General features: G+C 49.5%; 26 protein-coding genes. 24 read left to right on the top strand and 2 right to left on the bottom strand.

Features of this window, described 5'->3' with window-relative positions:
- Position 1: 1 nt before the first annotated feature.
- From rplV to ACX9GT_RS01980, 24 genes are all read left to right on the top strand, one after another.
- Entirely contained in the window at positions 2–334 is a 333-nt protein-coding gene (gene rplV, locus ACX9GT_RS01865) for a 50S ribosomal protein L22 (RefSeq protein ID WP_002223844.1), read from the top strand.
- Positions 335–351: 17 nt separating this feature from the next.
- The gene (gene rpsC / locus ACX9GT_RS01870; protein WP_004956187.1) at positions 352–1,050 is read left to right on the top strand and encodes a 30S ribosomal protein S3; all 699 of its coding nucleotides are present in this window, start codon (positions 352–354) and stop codon (positions 1,048–1,050) included.
- Between the two features lie 12 nt (positions 1,051–1,062).
- Positions 1,063–1,473, top strand: a complete 411-nt coding sequence (gene rplP / locus ACX9GT_RS01875; protein WP_076943277.1) for a 50S ribosomal protein L16 — start codon at positions 1,063–1,065, stop codon at positions 1,471–1,473.
- Positions 1,473–1,664 carry a 50S ribosomal protein L29 gene (rpmC, locus tag ACX9GT_RS01880; protein ID WP_024912203.1) on the top strand — a complete coding sequence of 64 codons (192 nt, stop codon included), beginning with the start codon at positions 1,473–1,475 and terminating at the stop codon, positions 1,662–1,664. The genes rplP and rpmC overlap by 1 nt, the downstream gene beginning before the upstream one ends.
- The gene (gene rpsQ, locus ACX9GT_RS01885) at positions 1,665–1,919 is read left to right on the top strand and encodes a 30S ribosomal protein S17 (protein WP_459400352.1); all 255 of its coding nucleotides are present in this window, start codon (positions 1,665–1,667) and stop codon (positions 1,917–1,919) included.
- 166 nt (positions 1,920–2,085) lie between these two features.
- Positions 2,086–2,457 carry a 50S ribosomal protein L14 gene (gene rplN / locus ACX9GT_RS01890; protein WP_020837240.1) on the top strand — a complete coding sequence of 124 codons (372 nt, stop codon included), beginning with the start codon at positions 2,086–2,088 and terminating at the stop codon, positions 2,455–2,457.
- 10 nt (positions 2,458–2,467) lie between these two features.
- Positions 2,468–2,782 carry a 50S ribosomal protein L24 gene (rplX, locus tag ACX9GT_RS01895; protein WP_459400351.1) on the top strand — a complete coding sequence of 105 codons (315 nt, stop codon included), beginning with the start codon at positions 2,468–2,470 and terminating at the stop codon, positions 2,780–2,782.
- 14 nt (positions 2,783–2,796) lie between these two features.
- Positions 2,797–3,336: a 50S ribosomal protein L5 gene (gene rplE, locus ACX9GT_RS01900; protein WP_459400350.1), complete on the top strand. Its 540-nt coding sequence runs from the start codon at positions 2,797–2,799 to the stop codon at positions 3,334–3,336.
- Between the two features lie 13 nt (positions 3,337–3,349).
- Positions 3,350–3,655, top strand: a complete 306-nt coding sequence (gene rpsN / locus ACX9GT_RS01905; RefSeq protein ID WP_076943279.1) for a 30S ribosomal protein S14 — start codon at positions 3,350–3,352, stop codon at positions 3,653–3,655.
- Positions 3,656–3,685: 30 nt separating this feature from the next.
- The gene (rpsH, locus tag ACX9GT_RS01910) at positions 3,686–4,078 is read left to right on the top strand and encodes a 30S ribosomal protein S8 (protein ID WP_473189579.1); all 393 of its coding nucleotides are present in this window, start codon (positions 3,686–3,688) and stop codon (positions 4,076–4,078) included.
- A 14-nt stretch (positions 4,079–4,092) separates the two neighbouring features.
- A complete protein-coding gene (gene rplF, locus ACX9GT_RS01915) occupies positions 4,093–4,626 on the top strand; it encodes a 50S ribosomal protein L6 (RefSeq protein WP_473189580.1) in 534 nt (177 codons plus the stop codon).
- Positions 4,627–4,635: 9 nt separating this feature from the next.
- Positions 4,636–4,989: a 50S ribosomal protein L18 gene (gene rplR, locus ACX9GT_RS01920; RefSeq protein WP_459400347.1), complete on the top strand. Its 354-nt coding sequence runs from the start codon at positions 4,636–4,638 to the stop codon at positions 4,987–4,989.
- 14 nt (positions 4,990–5,003) lie between these two features.
- Positions 5,004–5,504: a 30S ribosomal protein S5 gene (gene rpsE / locus ACX9GT_RS01925; protein WP_004956164.1), complete on the top strand. Its 501-nt coding sequence runs from the start codon at positions 5,004–5,006 to the stop codon at positions 5,502–5,504.
- A gap of 6 nt (positions 5,505–5,510) precedes the next feature.
- The gene (rpmD, locus tag ACX9GT_RS01930; protein ID WP_004956161.1) at positions 5,511–5,690 is read left to right on the top strand and encodes a 50S ribosomal protein L30; all 180 of its coding nucleotides are present in this window, start codon (positions 5,511–5,513) and stop codon (positions 5,688–5,690) included.
- A gap of 3 nt (positions 5,691–5,693) precedes the next feature.
- A complete protein-coding gene (rplO, locus tag ACX9GT_RS01935; protein ID WP_024912197.1) occupies positions 5,694–6,128 on the top strand; it encodes a 50S ribosomal protein L15 in 435 nt (144 codons plus the stop codon).
- 7 nt (positions 6,129–6,135) lie between these two features.
- Positions 6,136–7,467, top strand: coding sequence for a preprotein translocase subunit SecY (secY, locus tag ACX9GT_RS01940; protein WP_473189581.1), 1,332 nt, complete (start codon positions 6,136–6,138; stop codon positions 7,465–7,467).
- A gap of 33 nt (positions 7,468–7,500) precedes the next feature.
- Positions 7,501–7,617, top strand: a complete 117-nt coding sequence (rpmJ, locus tag ACX9GT_RS01945) for a 50S ribosomal protein L36 (protein ID WP_037402687.1) — start codon at positions 7,501–7,503, stop codon at positions 7,615–7,617.
- 146 nt (positions 7,618–7,763) lie between these two features.
- A complete protein-coding gene (gene rpsM / locus ACX9GT_RS01950) occupies positions 7,764–8,120 on the top strand; it encodes a 30S ribosomal protein S13 (RefSeq protein ID WP_025123454.1) in 357 nt (118 codons plus the stop codon).
- Positions 8,121–8,136: 16 nt separating this feature from the next.
- Positions 8,137–8,526 carry a 30S ribosomal protein S11 gene (rpsK, locus tag ACX9GT_RS01955; RefSeq protein ID WP_004929731.1) on the top strand — a complete coding sequence of 130 codons (390 nt, stop codon included), beginning with the start codon at positions 8,137–8,139 and terminating at the stop codon, positions 8,524–8,526.
- Between the two features lie 33 nt (positions 8,527–8,559).
- Complete coding sequence (gene rpsD / locus ACX9GT_RS01960; protein WP_473189582.1) at positions 8,560–9,180, top strand: 30S ribosomal protein S4; 621 nt, start codon at positions 8,560–8,562, stop codon at positions 9,178–9,180.
- 26 nt (positions 9,181–9,206) lie between these two features.
- Positions 9,207–10,196: a DNA-directed RNA polymerase subunit alpha gene (locus ACX9GT_RS01965; protein WP_002919219.1), complete on the top strand. Its 990-nt coding sequence runs from the start codon at positions 9,207–9,209 to the stop codon at positions 10,194–10,196.
- Between the two features lie 40 nt (positions 10,197–10,236).
- Positions 10,237–10,626, top strand: a complete 390-nt coding sequence (rplQ, locus tag ACX9GT_RS01970) for a 50S ribosomal protein L17 (protein ID WP_004929726.1) — start codon at positions 10,237–10,239, stop codon at positions 10,624–10,626.
- 228 nt (positions 10,627–10,854) lie between these two features.
- A complete protein-coding gene (zntR, locus tag ACX9GT_RS01975; protein WP_473189583.1) occupies positions 10,855–11,286 on the top strand; it encodes a Zn(2+)-responsive transcriptional regulator in 432 nt (143 codons plus the stop codon).
- 84 nt (positions 11,287–11,370) lie between these two features.
- The gene (locus tag ACX9GT_RS01980; protein WP_473191482.1) at positions 11,371–11,577 is read left to right on the top strand and encodes an alternative ribosome-rescue factor A; all 207 of its coding nucleotides are present in this window, start codon (positions 11,371–11,373) and stop codon (positions 11,575–11,577) included.
- A gap of 54 nt (positions 11,578–11,631) precedes the next feature.
- Here the strand turns inward: ACX9GT_RS01980 and mscL are convergent, their stop codons facing one another.
- Complete coding sequence (mscL, locus tag ACX9GT_RS01985) at positions 11,632–12,048, bottom strand: large-conductance mechanosensitive channel protein MscL (protein ID WP_473189584.1); 417 nt, start codon at positions 12,046–12,048, stop codon at positions 11,632–11,634.
- 128 nt (positions 12,049–12,176) lie between these two features.
- Positions 12,177–13,553, bottom strand: a complete 1,377-nt coding sequence (trkA, locus tag ACX9GT_RS01990; RefSeq protein ID WP_473189585.1) for a Trk system potassium transporter TrkA — start codon at positions 13,551–13,553, stop codon at positions 12,177–12,179.
- Positions 13,554–13,587 lie beyond the last annotated feature (34 nt).

Consider the following 13,587-nt stretch of genomic DNA (forward strand, 5'->3'; position numbering starts at 1 on the left):
GATGGAAACTATCGCTAAACATCGCCACGCTCGTTCTTCTGCTCAGAAGGTTCGCCTTGTTGCAGACCTGATCCGCGGTAAGAAAGTGTCGCAAGCTCTGGAAACTCTGACCTACACCAACAAGAAAGCTGCTGGTCTGGTTAAGAAAGTGCTGGAGTCTGCCATTGCTAACGCAGAACACAACGATGGCGCTGACATCGATGATCTGAAAGTCACGAAAATCTTCGTCGACGAAGGCCCAAGCATGAAGCGCATTATGCCGCGTGCAAAAGGTCGTGCAGATCGCATCCTGAAGCGCACCAGCCACATTACTGTGGTTGTGTCCGATCGCTGAGACTCTGGAGACTAGCAATGGGTCAGAAAGTACATCCTAATGGTATTCGCCTGGGTATTGTCAAACCTTGGAACTCTACTTGGTATGCGAATACCAAAGAATTCGCTGACAACCTGGACAGCGACTTTAAAGTTCGCCAATTCTTGACTAAAGAACTGGCGAAAGCTTCCGTTTCGCGCATCGTTATCGAGCGTCCTGCGAAGAGCATCCGTGTGACTATTCACACCGCTCGTCCAGGCATCGTTATCGGCAAGAAAGGTGAAGATGTCGAAAAACTGCGTAAGGTCGTAGCGGATATCGCTGGCGTTCCTGCGCAAATTAACATCGCCGAAGTCCGTAAACCGGAACTTGACGCTAAATTGGTTGCTGACAGCATCACTTCACAGCTGGAACGTCGCGTTATGTTCCGTCGTGCTATGAAGCGTGCTGTACAGAACGCAATGCGTCTTGGCGCTAAAGGTATCAAAGTTGAAGTAAGCGGCCGTCTTGGCGGTGCTGAAATCGCGCGTACCGAATGGTACCGTGAAGGTCGTGTTCCGTTGCATACACTGCGTGCGGATATCGATTACAACACATCTGAAGCGCACACCACTTATGGTGTAATCGGCGTTAAGGTATGGATCTTCAAAGGTGAGATCCTGGGTGGTATGGCTGCAGTTGAACAACCGGAACCGGCTGCTCAACCTAAAAAGCAGCAGCGTAAAGGCCGCAAGTAAGGAGAGTCGCTGATGTTACAACCAAAGCGTACAAAATTCCGTAAGGTGCACAAGGGCCGCAACCGTGGTCTGGCGCAAGGTACGGATGTTAGCTTCGGCACTTTCGGTCTGAAAGCTGTTGGCCGTGGCCGTCTGACTGCTCGTCAAATCGAAGCAGCTCGTCGTGCAATGACTCGTGCAGTTAAGCGTCAAGGTAAGATCTGGATCCGTGTATTCCCGGACAAACCGATCACCGAGAAGCCGCTTGAAGTGCGTATGGGTAAAGGTAAGGGTAACGTGGAGTATTGGGTTGCCCTGATCCAACCTGGTAAGGTCCTGTACGAAATGGACGGTGTGCCGGAAGAAATCGCCCGTGAAGCGTTCAAGCTGGCAGCAGCGAAACTGCCGATCAAAACCACCTTTGTAACTAAGACGGTGATGTAATGAAAGCACAAGAGCTGCGTCAAAAAAGTGTTGAAGAGCTGAACACTGAGCTGCTCAACCTGCTGCGTGAGCAATTTAACTTACGCATGCAGGCGGCGAGTGGCCAACTGCAACAAACTCACCTGTTGAAGCAAGTGCGTCGTAATGTCGCACGTGTTAAGACTTTACTGACTGAAAAGGCGGGTGCGTAAATGACTGATATTATCCGTACTCTGCAAGGTCGTGTTGTTAGTGACAAAATGGAGAAATCCATGGTTGTTGCTATCGAACGTACGGTGAAACACCCAATTTACGGGAAGTTCATCAAGCGTACGACTAAGCTGCATGTACATGACGAGAACAACGAATGTGTGATCGGCGACGTGGTAGAAATCCGCGAATGCCGTCCACTGTCTAAGACTAAGTCTTGGACGTTGGTTCGCGTTGTAGAGAAAGCGATTCTGTAATAGAGTAGCTGGCTCTAACTTAATAAACGGCTCAGAAAGTGAGCCGTTTATTTTTTCTACCCATACTTTGGAAGCGGTGTTATAATGCTGCGCCCTCAGTTATGGGGCTTTTCAACGACCTAGTAATAGGTCCTAAAGTTGTAGTTGACATTAGCGGAGCACTAACATGATCCAAGAACAGACTATGCTGAACGTGGCCGACAACTCCGGTGCACGTCGCGTAATGTGTATCAAGGTTCTAGGTGGCTCGCACCGTCGCTACGCAGGCATCGGCGACGTCATCAAAATTACCATCAAGGAAGCAATTCCTCGCGGTAAGGTGAAGAAAGGCGATGTGCTGAAGGCGGTAGTGGTGCGCACCAAGAAGGGTGTACGTCGCCCGGACGGTTCTGTCATTCGCTTCGATGGTAATGCATGCGTTATTTTAAACAATAACAGCGAGCAGCCTATCGGTACGCGTATTTTTGGGCCGGTAACTCGTGAACTGCGTAATGAGAAGTTCATGAAAATTATCTCTCTGGCACCAGAAGTACTCTAAGGAGCGAACCATGGCAGCGAAAATCCGTCGTGATGACGAAGTTATCGTGATTACCGGGAAAGACAAAGGTAAACGCGGTAAAGTAAAAAATGTCCTGTCTGCTAGTAAGGTCATTGTTGAAGGGATTAACCTGGTTAAGAAACATCAGAAGCCTGTTCCGGCCCTGAACCAACCAGGTGGCATTGTTGAAAAAGAAGCTGCTATTCAAGTTTCTAACATTGCGCTCTTTAACACGGCTACTGGTAAGGCTGACCGTGTAGGCTTTAGATTCGAAGACGGCAAAAAAGTCCGTTTCTTCAAGTCAAATAGCGAAACTATCAAGTAATTTGGAGTATGACGATGGCGAAACTGCATGATTACTACAAAGACGAGGTAGTCAAACAACTGATGTCTCAGTTTGATTACAACTCTGTCATGCAAGTCCCTCGGGTCGAGAAGATCACCCTGAATATGGGTGTTGGTGAAGCGATCGCCGACAAGAAACTGCTGGATAATGCAGCAGCTGATTTGGCAGCAATCTCCGGTCAAAAACCGTTCATCACCAAAGCACGCAAATCTGTTGCAGGCTTCAAAATCCGCCAGGGCTATCCGATCGGCTGTAAAGTAACTCTGCGTGGCGAACGCATGTGGGAGTTCTTTGAGCGTCTGATTTCCATTGCTGTTCCACGTATCCGTGACTTCCGTGGCTTGTCCGCTAAGTCATTCGATGGTCGTGGAAACTACAGCATGGGTGTGCGTGAGCAAATCATCTTCCCAGAAATCGACTACGACAAAGTCGATCGCGTTCGTGGTTTGGATATTACCATTACCACTACTGCGAAATCTGATGATGAAGGCCGCGCGCTGTTGGCTGCTTTCAAATTCCCGTTCCGCAAGTAAGGCAGGGTTACTGATGGCTAAACAATCAATGAAAGCACGCGAAGTTGTTCGCGTGAAACTGGCTAACAAGTACCGCGCTAAGCGCGAGGAATTGAAAGCTATCATTTCTGGTGTGAACTCTTCCGACGAAGATCGTTGGGATGCTGTTCTCAAGCTGCAAAGTCTGCCGCGTGATTCCAGCCCGTCTCGTCAGCGTAAACGCTGCCGCCAAACTGGCCGTCCACATGGTTATGTGGGCAAATTCGGGTTGAGCCGTATCAAGCTACGTGAAGCCGCCATGCGCGGTGAAGTACCAGGCTTGAAAAAGGCTAGCTGGTAATTACCAATTGAATCACGGGAGTAAAGACAGATGAGCATGCAAGATCCGATCGCGGATATGCTGACCCGTATCCGTAACGGTCAAGCCGCGAACAAAGTTGCGGTCACCATGCCTTCCTCCAAGCTGAAAGTGGCAATTGCCAACGTGCTGAAGGAAGAAGGTTTTATTGAAGATTTCAAAATCGAAGGCGATACCAAGCCTGTTCTGGAACTGGTACTGAAGTACTTCCAGGGCGCGGCAGTGGTAGAAAGCATTCAGCGTATCAGTCGTCCAGGTCTGCGCATCTATAAGAAAAAAGATGAGCTGCCAAAAGTTATGGCCGGTTTGGGTATCGCTGTTATTTCTACCTCTAAAGGTGTTATGACCGATCGTGCAGCTCGCCAAGCTGGTCTTGGTGGCGAGATTATCTGCTACGTAGCTTAATTCGGGAGGAAAGAATGTCTCGTGTTGCAAAAGCACCCGTCGTCATTCCTGCCGGCGTAGAGGTAAAACTCAACGGTCAGGTTATTTCGATTAAGGGTAAGAACGGCGAGCTGACTCGTACAGTCCACGACGCCGTTATCGTTACGCAAGAAGCTAACGCACTGACTTTCGCTCCGCGCGAAGGTTTTGCCAACGCATGGGCCTTAGCGGGTACTACGCGCGCTTTGCTGAACGCAATGGTTGTCGGTGTTACCGAAGGCTTCACCAAGAAGCTTCAACTGGTAGGTGTTGGTTATCGTGCTGCCGTTAAAGGTAATGTGGTGAATTTAGCCCTCGGCTTTTCTCACCCAATCGATCATCAGCTGCCAGCAGGTATTACTGCTGAATGCCCAAGCCAAACTGAAATCGTGCTGAAAGGCGCTGATAAACAAGTTATTGGCCAGGTTGCTGCAGATCTGCGTGCCTACCGCCGTCCTGAGCCTTACAAAGGCAAGGGTGTCCGTTACGCCGACGAAGTCGTGCGTACCAAAGAGGCTAAGAAGAAGTAAGGTAACACTATGGATAAGAAATCTGCTCGTATCCGTCGTGCGACCCGCGCACGCCGTAAAATTAAAGAACTGGGGGCAACCCGCCTGGTGGTACATCGTACCCCGCGTCATATTTACGCACAGGTAATTGCTCCTAATGGTTCTGAAGTACTGGTAGCCGCTTCTACTGTAGAAAAAGCTATTTCTGAGCAATTGAAGTATTCCGGTAACAAAGACGCAGCAGCAGCCGTAGGTAAAGCTCTGGCTGAGCGCGCGTTGGAAAAAGGGATTGCGAAAGTATCCTTTGACCGTTCCGGTTTCCAATATCATGGTCGAGTCCAGGCACTGGCAGATGCTGCCCGTGAAGCTGGCCTTCAGTTCTAAGGAAGAGGTTTAAGATGGCTCACATCGAAAAACAAGCTGGCGAACTGCAGGAAAAGCTGATCGCGGTAAACCGCGTATCTAAAACCGTAAAAGGTGGCCGTATTTTCAGCTTTACCGCACTGACAGTTGTTGGTGATGGTAACGGTCGCGTTGGTTTTGGCTACGGCAAAGCACGCGAAGTTCCAGCAGCGATCCAGAAAGCGATGGAAAAAGCCCGTCGCAACATGATGAATGTCGCGCTGAACAGCGGCACCCTGCAGCATCCTGTTAAAGGTGCTCATACGGGTTCCCGTGTGTTCATGCAGCCGGCTTCCGAGGGTACCGGTATTATCGCCGGTGGTGCAATGCGCGCCGTCCTGGAAGTCGCTGGGGTGCACAACGTATTGGCTAAAGCTTATGGTTCCACTAACCCGATTAACGTGGTTCGTGCAACTATCGATGCTTTGGCAAATATGAAGTCCCCTGAAATGGTCGCTGCCAAGCGTGGTAAATCCGTTGCAGACATTCTGGGGTAATTGACCATGGCTAAGACTATCAAAGTAACACAAGTTCGCAGCTCCATTGGCCGTCTGCCGAAGCATAAAGCTACACTGCTCGGTCTGGGTCTGCGTCGTATTGGTCACACCGTAGAGCGCGAGGATACTCCTGCTGTACGCGGTATGATCAACCTGGTTTCCTACATGGTTAAAGTTGAGGAGTAACAGATGCGTTTAAATACTCTGTCTCCGGCTGAAGGTGCCAAGCATGCGCCGAAGCGTGTAGGTCGTGGTATTGGTTCTGGCCTGGGTAAAACCGGCGGCCGTGGTCACAAAGGTCAGAAGTCTCGTTCTGGCGGTGGCGTACGTCGTGGTTTTGAAGGTGGTCAGATGCCTTTATATCGTCGTTTGCCGAAATTCGGCTTCACCTCTCGCAAAGCTATGATTACGGCAGAAGTTCGTCTGTCTGAACTAGCTCTGATTGAAGGCGACGTAATCGACCTGAACACGCTGAAAGCCGCTAACGTTGTTGGTACCCAGATCGAATTCGCGAAAGTTATGCTTTCTGGCGAAATCGCTCGTCCGGTTACCCTGCGTGGTCTGCGTGTCACCAAAGGCGCTCGTGCTGCTATCGAAGCTGCTGGCGGTAAAATTGAGGAATAAGTAGCAGATGGCTAAGCAACCAGGATTAGATTTTCAAAGTGCTAAAGGCGGACTCGGCGAGCTGAAGCGCAGACTTTTGTTTGTTATCGGCGCGCTGATTGTTTTCCGCATCGGCTCTTTCATTCCGATTCCTGGTATCGATGCCACTGTGCTTGCCAAATTGCTTGAGCAGCAAAGAGGCACCATCATTGAAATGTTTAATATGTTCTCTGGTGGTGCTCTCAGCCGTGCTTCTATCTTTGCTCTGGGGATCATGCCGTATATTTCGGCATCGATCATTATCCAACTGTTGACGGTGGTTCATCCAACGTTAGCGGAGATCAAGAAAGAAGGGGAGGCTGGCCGTCGCAAGATTAGCCAGTACACCCGTTACGGTACGCTGGTATTAGCCATATTCCAGTCGATCGGTATTGCTACCGGTCTGCCGAATATGCCTGGTATGCAGGGCCTGGTGTTAAACCCAGGCTTTGCATTCTACTTTACTGCGGTGGTGAGTCTGGTTACCGGGACTATGTTCCTGATGTGGCTGGGTGAGCAAATTACTGAACGTGGTATCGGTAACGGTATTTCGATCATTATCTTCGCGGGTATTGTGGCGGGTTTACCGCCGGCAGTTGGCCATACTATTGAGCAAGCTCGGCAAGGCGACCTGCACTTCCTCCTGTTGCTGTTGGTTGCAGTATTAGTGTTTGCAGTAACCTTCTTCGTTGTTTTCATTGAACGTGGTCAGCGTCGTATCGTCGTTAACTATGCAAAACGTCAACAAGGTCGTCGTGTTTACGCAGCACAGAGCACACACTTACCACTGAAAGTGAATATGGCAGGGGTAATACCTGCAATCTTCGCTTCCAGTATTATTCTGTTCCCTGCCACGATTGCATCATGGTTTGGGGGCGGTACCGGTTGGAACTGGCTGACAACGATTTCGCTGTATTTGCAGCCTGGACAACCGCTTTATGTGTTACTCTATGCGTCTGCAATCATCTTCTTCTGTTTCTTCTACACGGCGTTGGTTTTCAACCCGCGTGAAACAGCAGATAACCTGAAGAAGTCCGGTGCCTTCGTACCAGGAATTCGTCCGGGAGAGCAAACGGCGAAGTATATCGATAAAGTAATGACGCGTTTAACCCTGGTGGGCGCGATGTACATTACTTTCATCTGCCTGATCCCGGAGTTCATGCGTGATGCAATGAAAGTACCATTCTACTTTGGTGGTACCTCGCTACTGATCGTGGTTGTCGTCATCATGGACTTTATGGCTCAAGTGCAAACTCTGATGATGTCAAGTCAGTACGAGTCTGCATTGAAGAAAGCAAACCTGAAAGGCTATAACCGCTAATCAGGCGCGTTTGAGAAGTTACGGAGAGTAAAAATGAAAGTTCGTGCTTCCGTCAAGAAATTATGTCGTAACTGCAAAATCGTTAAGCGTGACGGTGTCGTTCGTGTGATTTGCAGTGCCGAGCCGAAGCATAAACAGCGTCAAGGCTGATTATCTCGCATATTTTTCTTGCAAAGTTGGGTTGAGCTGGCTAGATTAGCCAGCCAATCTTTTGTATGTAGCTGCAACATTATTTGAGTATCCTGAAAACGGGCTTTTCAGAATGGTGTTGCCGTAAAAATAAGTAGGAGTGCATAGTGGCCCGTATAGCAGGCATTAACATTCCTGATCATAAACATACCGTTATCGCGTTAACGTCGATCTTCGGAATCGGCAAAACTCGTTCACAGTCCATCTGTGCTGCTACGGGTATTGCTGAAAATGTTAAGATCAGTGAGCTGTCTGAAGAGCAAATTGAACAATTGCGTGAAGCAGTTGCCAAATTCACTGTTGAAGGTGATTTGCGTCGTGAAGTTACCCTGAGCATCAAGCGTCTGATGGATCTTGGTACATACCGTGGTTTACGCCATCGTCGTGGTCTGCCAGTGCGCGGTCAGCGTACTAAGACCAACGCACGTACCCGTAAGGGTCCGCGTAAACCGATCAAGAAATAATCGGGGTGATTGAATAATGGCAAAGGCACCTGTTCGTACACGCAAGCGTGTAAGAAAACAAGTCTCTGACGGCGTGGCTCATATCCATGCTTCTTTCAACAACACCATTGTAACTATTACCGATCGTCAGGGTAATGCTTTGGGTTGGGCAACTGCCGGTGGTTCCGGTTTCCGTGGTTCTCGTAAGTCAACTCCGTTTGCAGCTCAGGTTGCAGCCGAACGTTGTGCTGACGCAGTAAAAGAATACGGTATCAAGAACCTGGAAGTTATGGTTAAAGGACCTGGTCCTGGTCGTGAGTCTACTATCCGCGCTCTTAACGCGGCTGGTTTCCGCATCACTAATATTACTGATGTGACTCCGATTCCTCATAACGGTTGTCGTCCGCCGAAAAAGCGTCGCGTGTAACGCCCCTGCTTTTCGGATTGTTGGAGAAAGAAAATGGCAAGATATTTGGGTCCTAAGCTCAAGCTTAGCCGCCGCGAGGGCACAGACCTGTTCCTGAAGTCTGGCGTTCGCGCGATAGATTCAAAGTGCAAAATTGAGCAACCGCCTGGTCAACATGGTGCGCGTAAACCGCGTCTGTCTGACTATGGTGTACAGTTACGTGAGAAGCAAAAAGTTCGCCGTATGTACGGTGTTCTGGAGCGCCAGTTCCGTAACTATTACAAAGAAGCAGCACGTCTGAAAGGCAACACTGGTGCAAACCTGTTGCAACTGCTGGAAGGCCGTTTGGACAACGTAGTTTATCGTATGGGCTTTGGCGCCACTCGTGCAGAATCACGTCAGTTGGTTAGCCACAAAGCAGTTATGGTAAATGGTCGCGTTGTTAACATCGCTTCTTATCAGGTATCTCCGAATGACGTAGTCAGCATCCGCGAGAAAGCTAAAAAGCAGTCTCGTGTTAAGGCTTCTCTGGAGCTGGCTGAGCAGCGTGAAAAGCCGACTTGGCTGGAAGTTGATGCTGCGAAGATGGAGGGTGTGTTCAAACGTATTCCTGAACGTACTGATCTGTCCGCCGACATTAACGAACACCTGATCGTCGAGCTTTACTCCAAGTAAAGCTTGAGTTTCAAAGAGAGGACACAATGCAGGGTTCTGTGACAGAGTTTCTAAAACCGCGCCTGGTAGATATCGAGCAAGTCAGTTCGACGCACGCCAAGGTGACCCTTGAGCCTTTAGAGCGTGGCTTTGGCCATACTCTTGGCAACGCACTGCGCCGTATTCTGCTTTCATCTATGCCGGGTTGCGCGGTGACCGAGGTTGAGATTGATGGTGTACTACATGAGTACAGCACCAAAGAAGGCGTACAGGAAGATATCCTGGAGATCCTGCTCAACCTGAAAGGGCTGGCGGTGAGAGTTCAAGGCAAAGATGAAGTTATTCTTACCCTGAATAAATCTGGCATTGGCCCTGTGACCGCTGCCGACATTACCCATGATGGTGATGTCGAAATCGTCAAGCCGCAGCACGTGATCTGCCACCTGACCGATGAGAACGCTGCTATCAGTATGCGTATCAAAGTTCAGCGCGGTCGTGGTTATGTGCCGGCTTCTGCCCGAATTCATTCGGAAGAAGATGAGCGCCCGATTGGTCGTCTGTTGGTTGACGCCTGCTATAGCCCTGTAGAGCGTATTGCCTACAATGTTGAAGCAGCGCGTGTAGAACAGCGTACTGACCTGGACAAGCTGGTAATCGAAATGGAAACCAATGGCACGATCGATCCTGAAGAGGCGATCCGCCGTGCGGCAACCATTCTGGCAGAACAACTGGAAGCTTTCGTTGACTTACGTGATGTTCGTCAGCCGGAAGTAAAAGAAGAGAAACCAGAATTCGATCCGATCCTGCTGCGCCCTGTTGACGATCTGGAATTGACTGTCCGCTCTGCTAACTGCCTCAAGGCAGAAGCTATCCACTACATCGGTGATCTGGTACAGCGTACCGAGGTTGAGCTGCTGAAAACGCCTAACCTGGGTAAAAAATCTCTTACTGAGATTAAAGACGTGCTGGCTTCGCGTGGTTTGTCTCTGGGCATGCGCCTGGAAAACTGGCCACCGGCAAGCATTGCTGACGAGTAACCGGATCACAGGTTAAGGTTTTACTGAGAAGGATAAGGTCATGCGCCATCGTAAGAGTGGTCGTCAACTGAACCGTAACAGCAGCCATCGCCAGGCTATGTTCCGTAACATGGCCGGCTCTTTGGTTCGTCATGAGATCATCAAGACGACCTTGCCAAAAGCGAAAGAGCTGCGTCGCGTTGTTGAGCCGCTGATTACTCTTGCCAAGACCGACAGCGTAGCTAATCGTCGTCTGGCATTCGCCCGCACTCGTGATAACGAGATCGTGGCAAAACTGTTTAACGAGCTAGGCCCGCGTTTTGCGAGCCGTGCCGGTGGTTACACTCGCATTCTGAAGTGTGGCTTCCGCGCAGGCGACAACGCGCCGATGGCATACATCGAGCTGGTTGATCGTGCTGAGTCTCAAGCAGAAGTAGCAACTGCAGAGTAATATCTGTGAGAGCGTAAAAAAACCGGGCTTGCCCGGTTTTTTTACGCCCATTATCAGCACGAAAATATTCCCCAGAACTGACACCGCACATCTTAAGCTCCTTCTTTTTATCCGTTATGCTAATACTATCAATCAGGTTAATTGGGACTGAGGATTCTTGCTATACGGTGGCTTGATGCCCGAGTTGGGAATACCGAACGCTATGGGTGGAAAGCCCGAGGAGTAGAGATGTTTAAAATCGGCCAACTGGCAAAGCTTGCTGATGTTACACCAGATACTGTCCGCTATTACGAGAAGCAAGGCATGATGGACCATAATGTCCGTACCGAGGGTGGCTATCGTTTGTACAGCGATCGGGATCTGCAGCGTTTACGCTTTATCCGCTATGCCAAGCAATTGGGCTTCACGCTGGAAACCATTGCGGAATTATTGTCGATCCGTGTAGATCCAGAACATCATACCTGCCAAGAGTCTAAGTCCATCGTTGATGCCAGGTTGCTTGAAGTAGAAAACAAGCTGATGGAACTGACGAGAATGCGTGAGTCACTCAAAAGGCTCAGCGATGCCTGCTGTGGCAGTGCTCACACCACGAACTACTGCTCTATTCTGGAGGCTTTGGAGCAAGGCGCGAGTGAAGAGAAGAGTAAAAAATCAGGCTGAATGCTTCGCGGTACTTTAATTTTTATCTGTGCAGCAGTATCATCAGCCCGTTTTAAGCCCATATAATTTACAAGGAGTACTATGATGACTAAATATCGGCACACTAAAGGCCAAATACAGGAAAACGCCATTGAGGCGTTGCTGCATGACCCTCTTTTCCGTCAGCGCGTAGAAAAGAATATCAAAGGAAAAGGCAGTTACCGGCGTAAAGATAAGCACGCAAAAGGTGGTAACTGGGAGGCCAGTGGTAAGTTATTCAATAACAACTTACCACTGGCCTTCTGGTTTTGAGGCATAAAAAAGCCACCGGGATAAGGTGGCTTCTATCGTAGTGAAGAGCTTGGTTTATTGTTTGGGGTGCTGCTGTTGGCTCAGTAAATCACGGATTTCCGTCAGCAATTTCTCTTCAGCAGTAGGTGCTGGCGGAGCTGCTGGTTCTTCTACTTCTTTACGGCGCATTTTGTTCATTAATTTGATGGCCATAAAGATAGCGAAGGCAACAATGATAAAGTCAAAAATGTTCTGCAGAAACGAACCATAATTCATGACAATGGCGGGGATACTACCCTCAGCTTCGCGTAATACCAGATGGAATTGTTTGAAATCGACACCTCCGAGCAGCATGCCTAAAGGTGGCATGATAATATCGGAAACCAGTGAAGAAACAATTCTGCCAAATGCGGCACCGATAATGACACCCACCGCCAAGTCGACCACGTTGCCACGCATGGCAAACTCGCGAAACTCTTTCAAGATACCCATAAAAACACTCCTTAAAAACTAGTGGTACAAGTTTAACAAAGCGATTTCCTTTCGCCACAATGAGTATAGAAAAGTTTATGGTTTTCCCACGCCAACACAGTGGGGAAACATTCACATAGTCAATGTTTCTATAAGAAGAACGGGCTTGGTTGGAACAGGCGTTCAACGTCCGGCACGAATTTCTTATCGGTAATAAACATGATTATGTGGTCGCCTTGCTGAATTTTGCTATTGCCGTTAGCAATAATGACATCATCCCCACGCACAATAGCGCCAATGGTGGTTCCTGGTGGCAATTTAATCTCTTCTACCATACGGCCAACCACTTTAGAGGTGCTTTCATCTCCGTGGGCAATGGCTTCGATGGCTTCTGCGACACCACGGCGCAGCGAAGAAACGCTGACGATATCGGCTTTACGCACGTGTCCTAGCAATGCTGAGATCGTCGCCTGCTGTGGTGAAATAGCAATATCAATTACGCTGCCTTGCACTAAATCAACATAGGCACGGCGCTGGATCAACACCATGACTTTTTTGGCACCCATGCGCTTGGCCAGCATGGCAGACATGATATTGGCTTCATCATCATTGGTGATGGCGATAAATACGTCTACCTGATCCACATGTTCTTCGGCAAGCAGTTCCTGGTCGGAAGCATCACCGTAAAACACAATAGTATCGTGCAGGTGTTCTGCCAGTTCAGCGGCGCGCTGTTGATTACGTTCAATCAGCTTCACGTTGTATGATTTTTCCAACCGCTGCGCCAGTCCTGCTCCCACATTGCCCCCGCCAACAATCATGATGCGCTTGTAGGGCTTTTCCAGCCGCTGTAACTCACTCATTACCGCGCGGATATGCTGGGAAGCGGCCACAAAGAACACTTCATCACCAGCCTCGATGATGGTTGAGCCTTGCGGGCGTATCGGACGGTCCTGGCGGAAGATAGCGGCAACGCGGGTATCAATGTGCGGCATATGCTCGCGCATGGAAGATAAGGCATTACCGACCAGTGGGCCACCATAATAGGCTTTCACCGCTGCGATGCTGACTTTACCGGCGGCGAAATTCACCACCTGCAATGCGCCAGGGTATTCAATCAGTTTATAGATGTAATCAATAACCAACTGTTCCGGTGAGATCAGATGATCGATTGGAACTGCTTCTGGATGGAATAACTTCTCGGACTCACGAATATATTCCGGCGCACGGATGCGGGCGATACGGTTTGGGGTATTAAACAGTGAATAGGCTATCTGGCAGGCAACCATATTGGTTTCGTCAGAGTTGGTGACAGCAACCAGCATGTCGGCATCTTCTGCCCCGGCTTCGCGCAAGACGCGCGGATGAGAGCCATGCCCCTGAACGACGCGCAGGTCGAATTTATCCTGTAGCTGACGCAAACGCCCAGAGTCGGTATCGACTACGGTGATATCGTTGTTTTCACCAACCAGGTTTTCTGCCAGTGTCCCGCCGACCTGACCAGCGCCAAGAATAATTATTTTCATCGGGTTCTCTGCTTCACACTGCAACGGCCGTGGC

It is taken from the genome of Serratia sp. YWN4 (assembly GCF_055790845.1).

What these genes read in the sequence shown, in the direction of transcription:
- rplV (WP_002223844.1), top strand. Translation starts at nt 2, where the DNA reads ATGGAAACTATCGCTAAACATCGCCACGCTCGTTCTTCTGCTCAGAAG.
- rpsC (WP_004956187.1), top strand. Translation starts at nt 352, where the DNA reads ATGGGTCAGAAAGTACATCCTAATGGTATTCGCCTGGGTATTGTCAAA.
- rplP (WP_076943277.1), top strand. Translation starts at nt 1,063, where the DNA reads ATGTTACAACCAAAGCGTACAAAATTCCGTAAGGTGCACAAGGGCCGC.
- rpmC (WP_024912203.1), top strand. Translation starts at nt 1,473, where the DNA reads ATGAAAGCACAAGAGCTGCGTCAAAAAAGTGTTGAAGAGCTGAACACT.
- rpsQ (WP_459400352.1), top strand. Translation starts at nt 1,665, where the DNA reads ATGACTGATATTATCCGTACTCTGCAAGGTCGTGTTGTTAGTGACAAA.
- rplN (WP_020837240.1), top strand. Translation starts at nt 2,086, where the DNA reads ATGATCCAAGAACAGACTATGCTGAACGTGGCCGACAACTCCGGTGCA.
- rplX (WP_459400351.1), top strand. Translation starts at nt 2,468, where the DNA reads ATGGCAGCGAAAATCCGTCGTGATGACGAAGTTATCGTGATTACCGGG.
- rplE (WP_459400350.1), top strand. Translation starts at nt 2,797, where the DNA reads ATGGCGAAACTGCATGATTACTACAAAGACGAGGTAGTCAAACAACTG.
- rpsN (WP_076943279.1), top strand. Translation starts at nt 3,350, where the DNA reads ATGGCTAAACAATCAATGAAAGCACGCGAAGTTGTTCGCGTGAAACTG.
- rpsH (WP_473189579.1), top strand. Translation starts at nt 3,686, where the DNA reads ATGAGCATGCAAGATCCGATCGCGGATATGCTGACCCGTATCCGTAAC.
- rplF (WP_473189580.1), top strand. Translation starts at nt 4,093, where the DNA reads ATGTCTCGTGTTGCAAAAGCACCCGTCGTCATTCCTGCCGGCGTAGAG.
- rplR (WP_459400347.1), top strand. Translation starts at nt 4,636, where the DNA reads ATGGATAAGAAATCTGCTCGTATCCGTCGTGCGACCCGCGCACGCCGT.
- rpsE (WP_004956164.1), top strand. Translation starts at nt 5,004, where the DNA reads ATGGCTCACATCGAAAAACAAGCTGGCGAACTGCAGGAAAAGCTGATC.
- rpmD (WP_004956161.1), top strand. Translation starts at nt 5,511, where the DNA reads ATGGCTAAGACTATCAAAGTAACACAAGTTCGCAGCTCCATTGGCCGT.
- rplO (WP_024912197.1), top strand. Translation starts at nt 5,694, where the DNA reads ATGCGTTTAAATACTCTGTCTCCGGCTGAAGGTGCCAAGCATGCGCCG.
- secY (WP_473189581.1), top strand. Translation starts at nt 6,136, where the DNA reads ATGGCTAAGCAACCAGGATTAGATTTTCAAAGTGCTAAAGGCGGACTC.
- rpmJ (WP_037402687.1), top strand. Translation starts at nt 7,501, where the DNA reads ATGAAAGTTCGTGCTTCCGTCAAGAAATTATGTCGTAACTGCAAAATC.
- rpsK (WP_004929731.1), top strand. Translation starts at nt 8,137, where the DNA reads ATGGCAAAGGCACCTGTTCGTACACGCAAGCGTGTAAGAAAACAAGTC.
- rpsD (WP_473189582.1), top strand. Translation starts at nt 8,560, where the DNA reads ATGGCAAGATATTTGGGTCCTAAGCTCAAGCTTAGCCGCCGCGAGGGC.
- ACX9GT_RS01965 (WP_002919219.1), top strand. Translation starts at nt 9,207, where the DNA reads ATGCAGGGTTCTGTGACAGAGTTTCTAAAACCGCGCCTGGTAGATATC.
- rplQ (WP_004929726.1), top strand. Translation starts at nt 10,237, where the DNA reads ATGCGCCATCGTAAGAGTGGTCGTCAACTGAACCGTAACAGCAGCCAT.
- zntR (WP_473189583.1), top strand. Translation starts at nt 10,855, where the DNA reads ATGTTTAAAATCGGCCAACTGGCAAAGCTTGCTGATGTTACACCAGAT.
- ACX9GT_RS01980 (WP_473191482.1), top strand. Translation starts at nt 11,371, where the DNA reads ATGACTAAATATCGGCACACTAAAGGCCAAATACAGGAAAACGCCATT.
- mscL (WP_473189584.1), bottom strand. Translation starts at nt 12,048, where the DNA reads ATGGGTATCTTGAAAGAGTTTCGCGAGTTTGCCATGCGTGGCAACGTG.
- trkA (WP_473189585.1), bottom strand. Translation starts at nt 13,553, where the DNA reads ATGAAAATAATTATTCTTGGCGCTGGTCAGGTCGGCGGGACACTGGCA.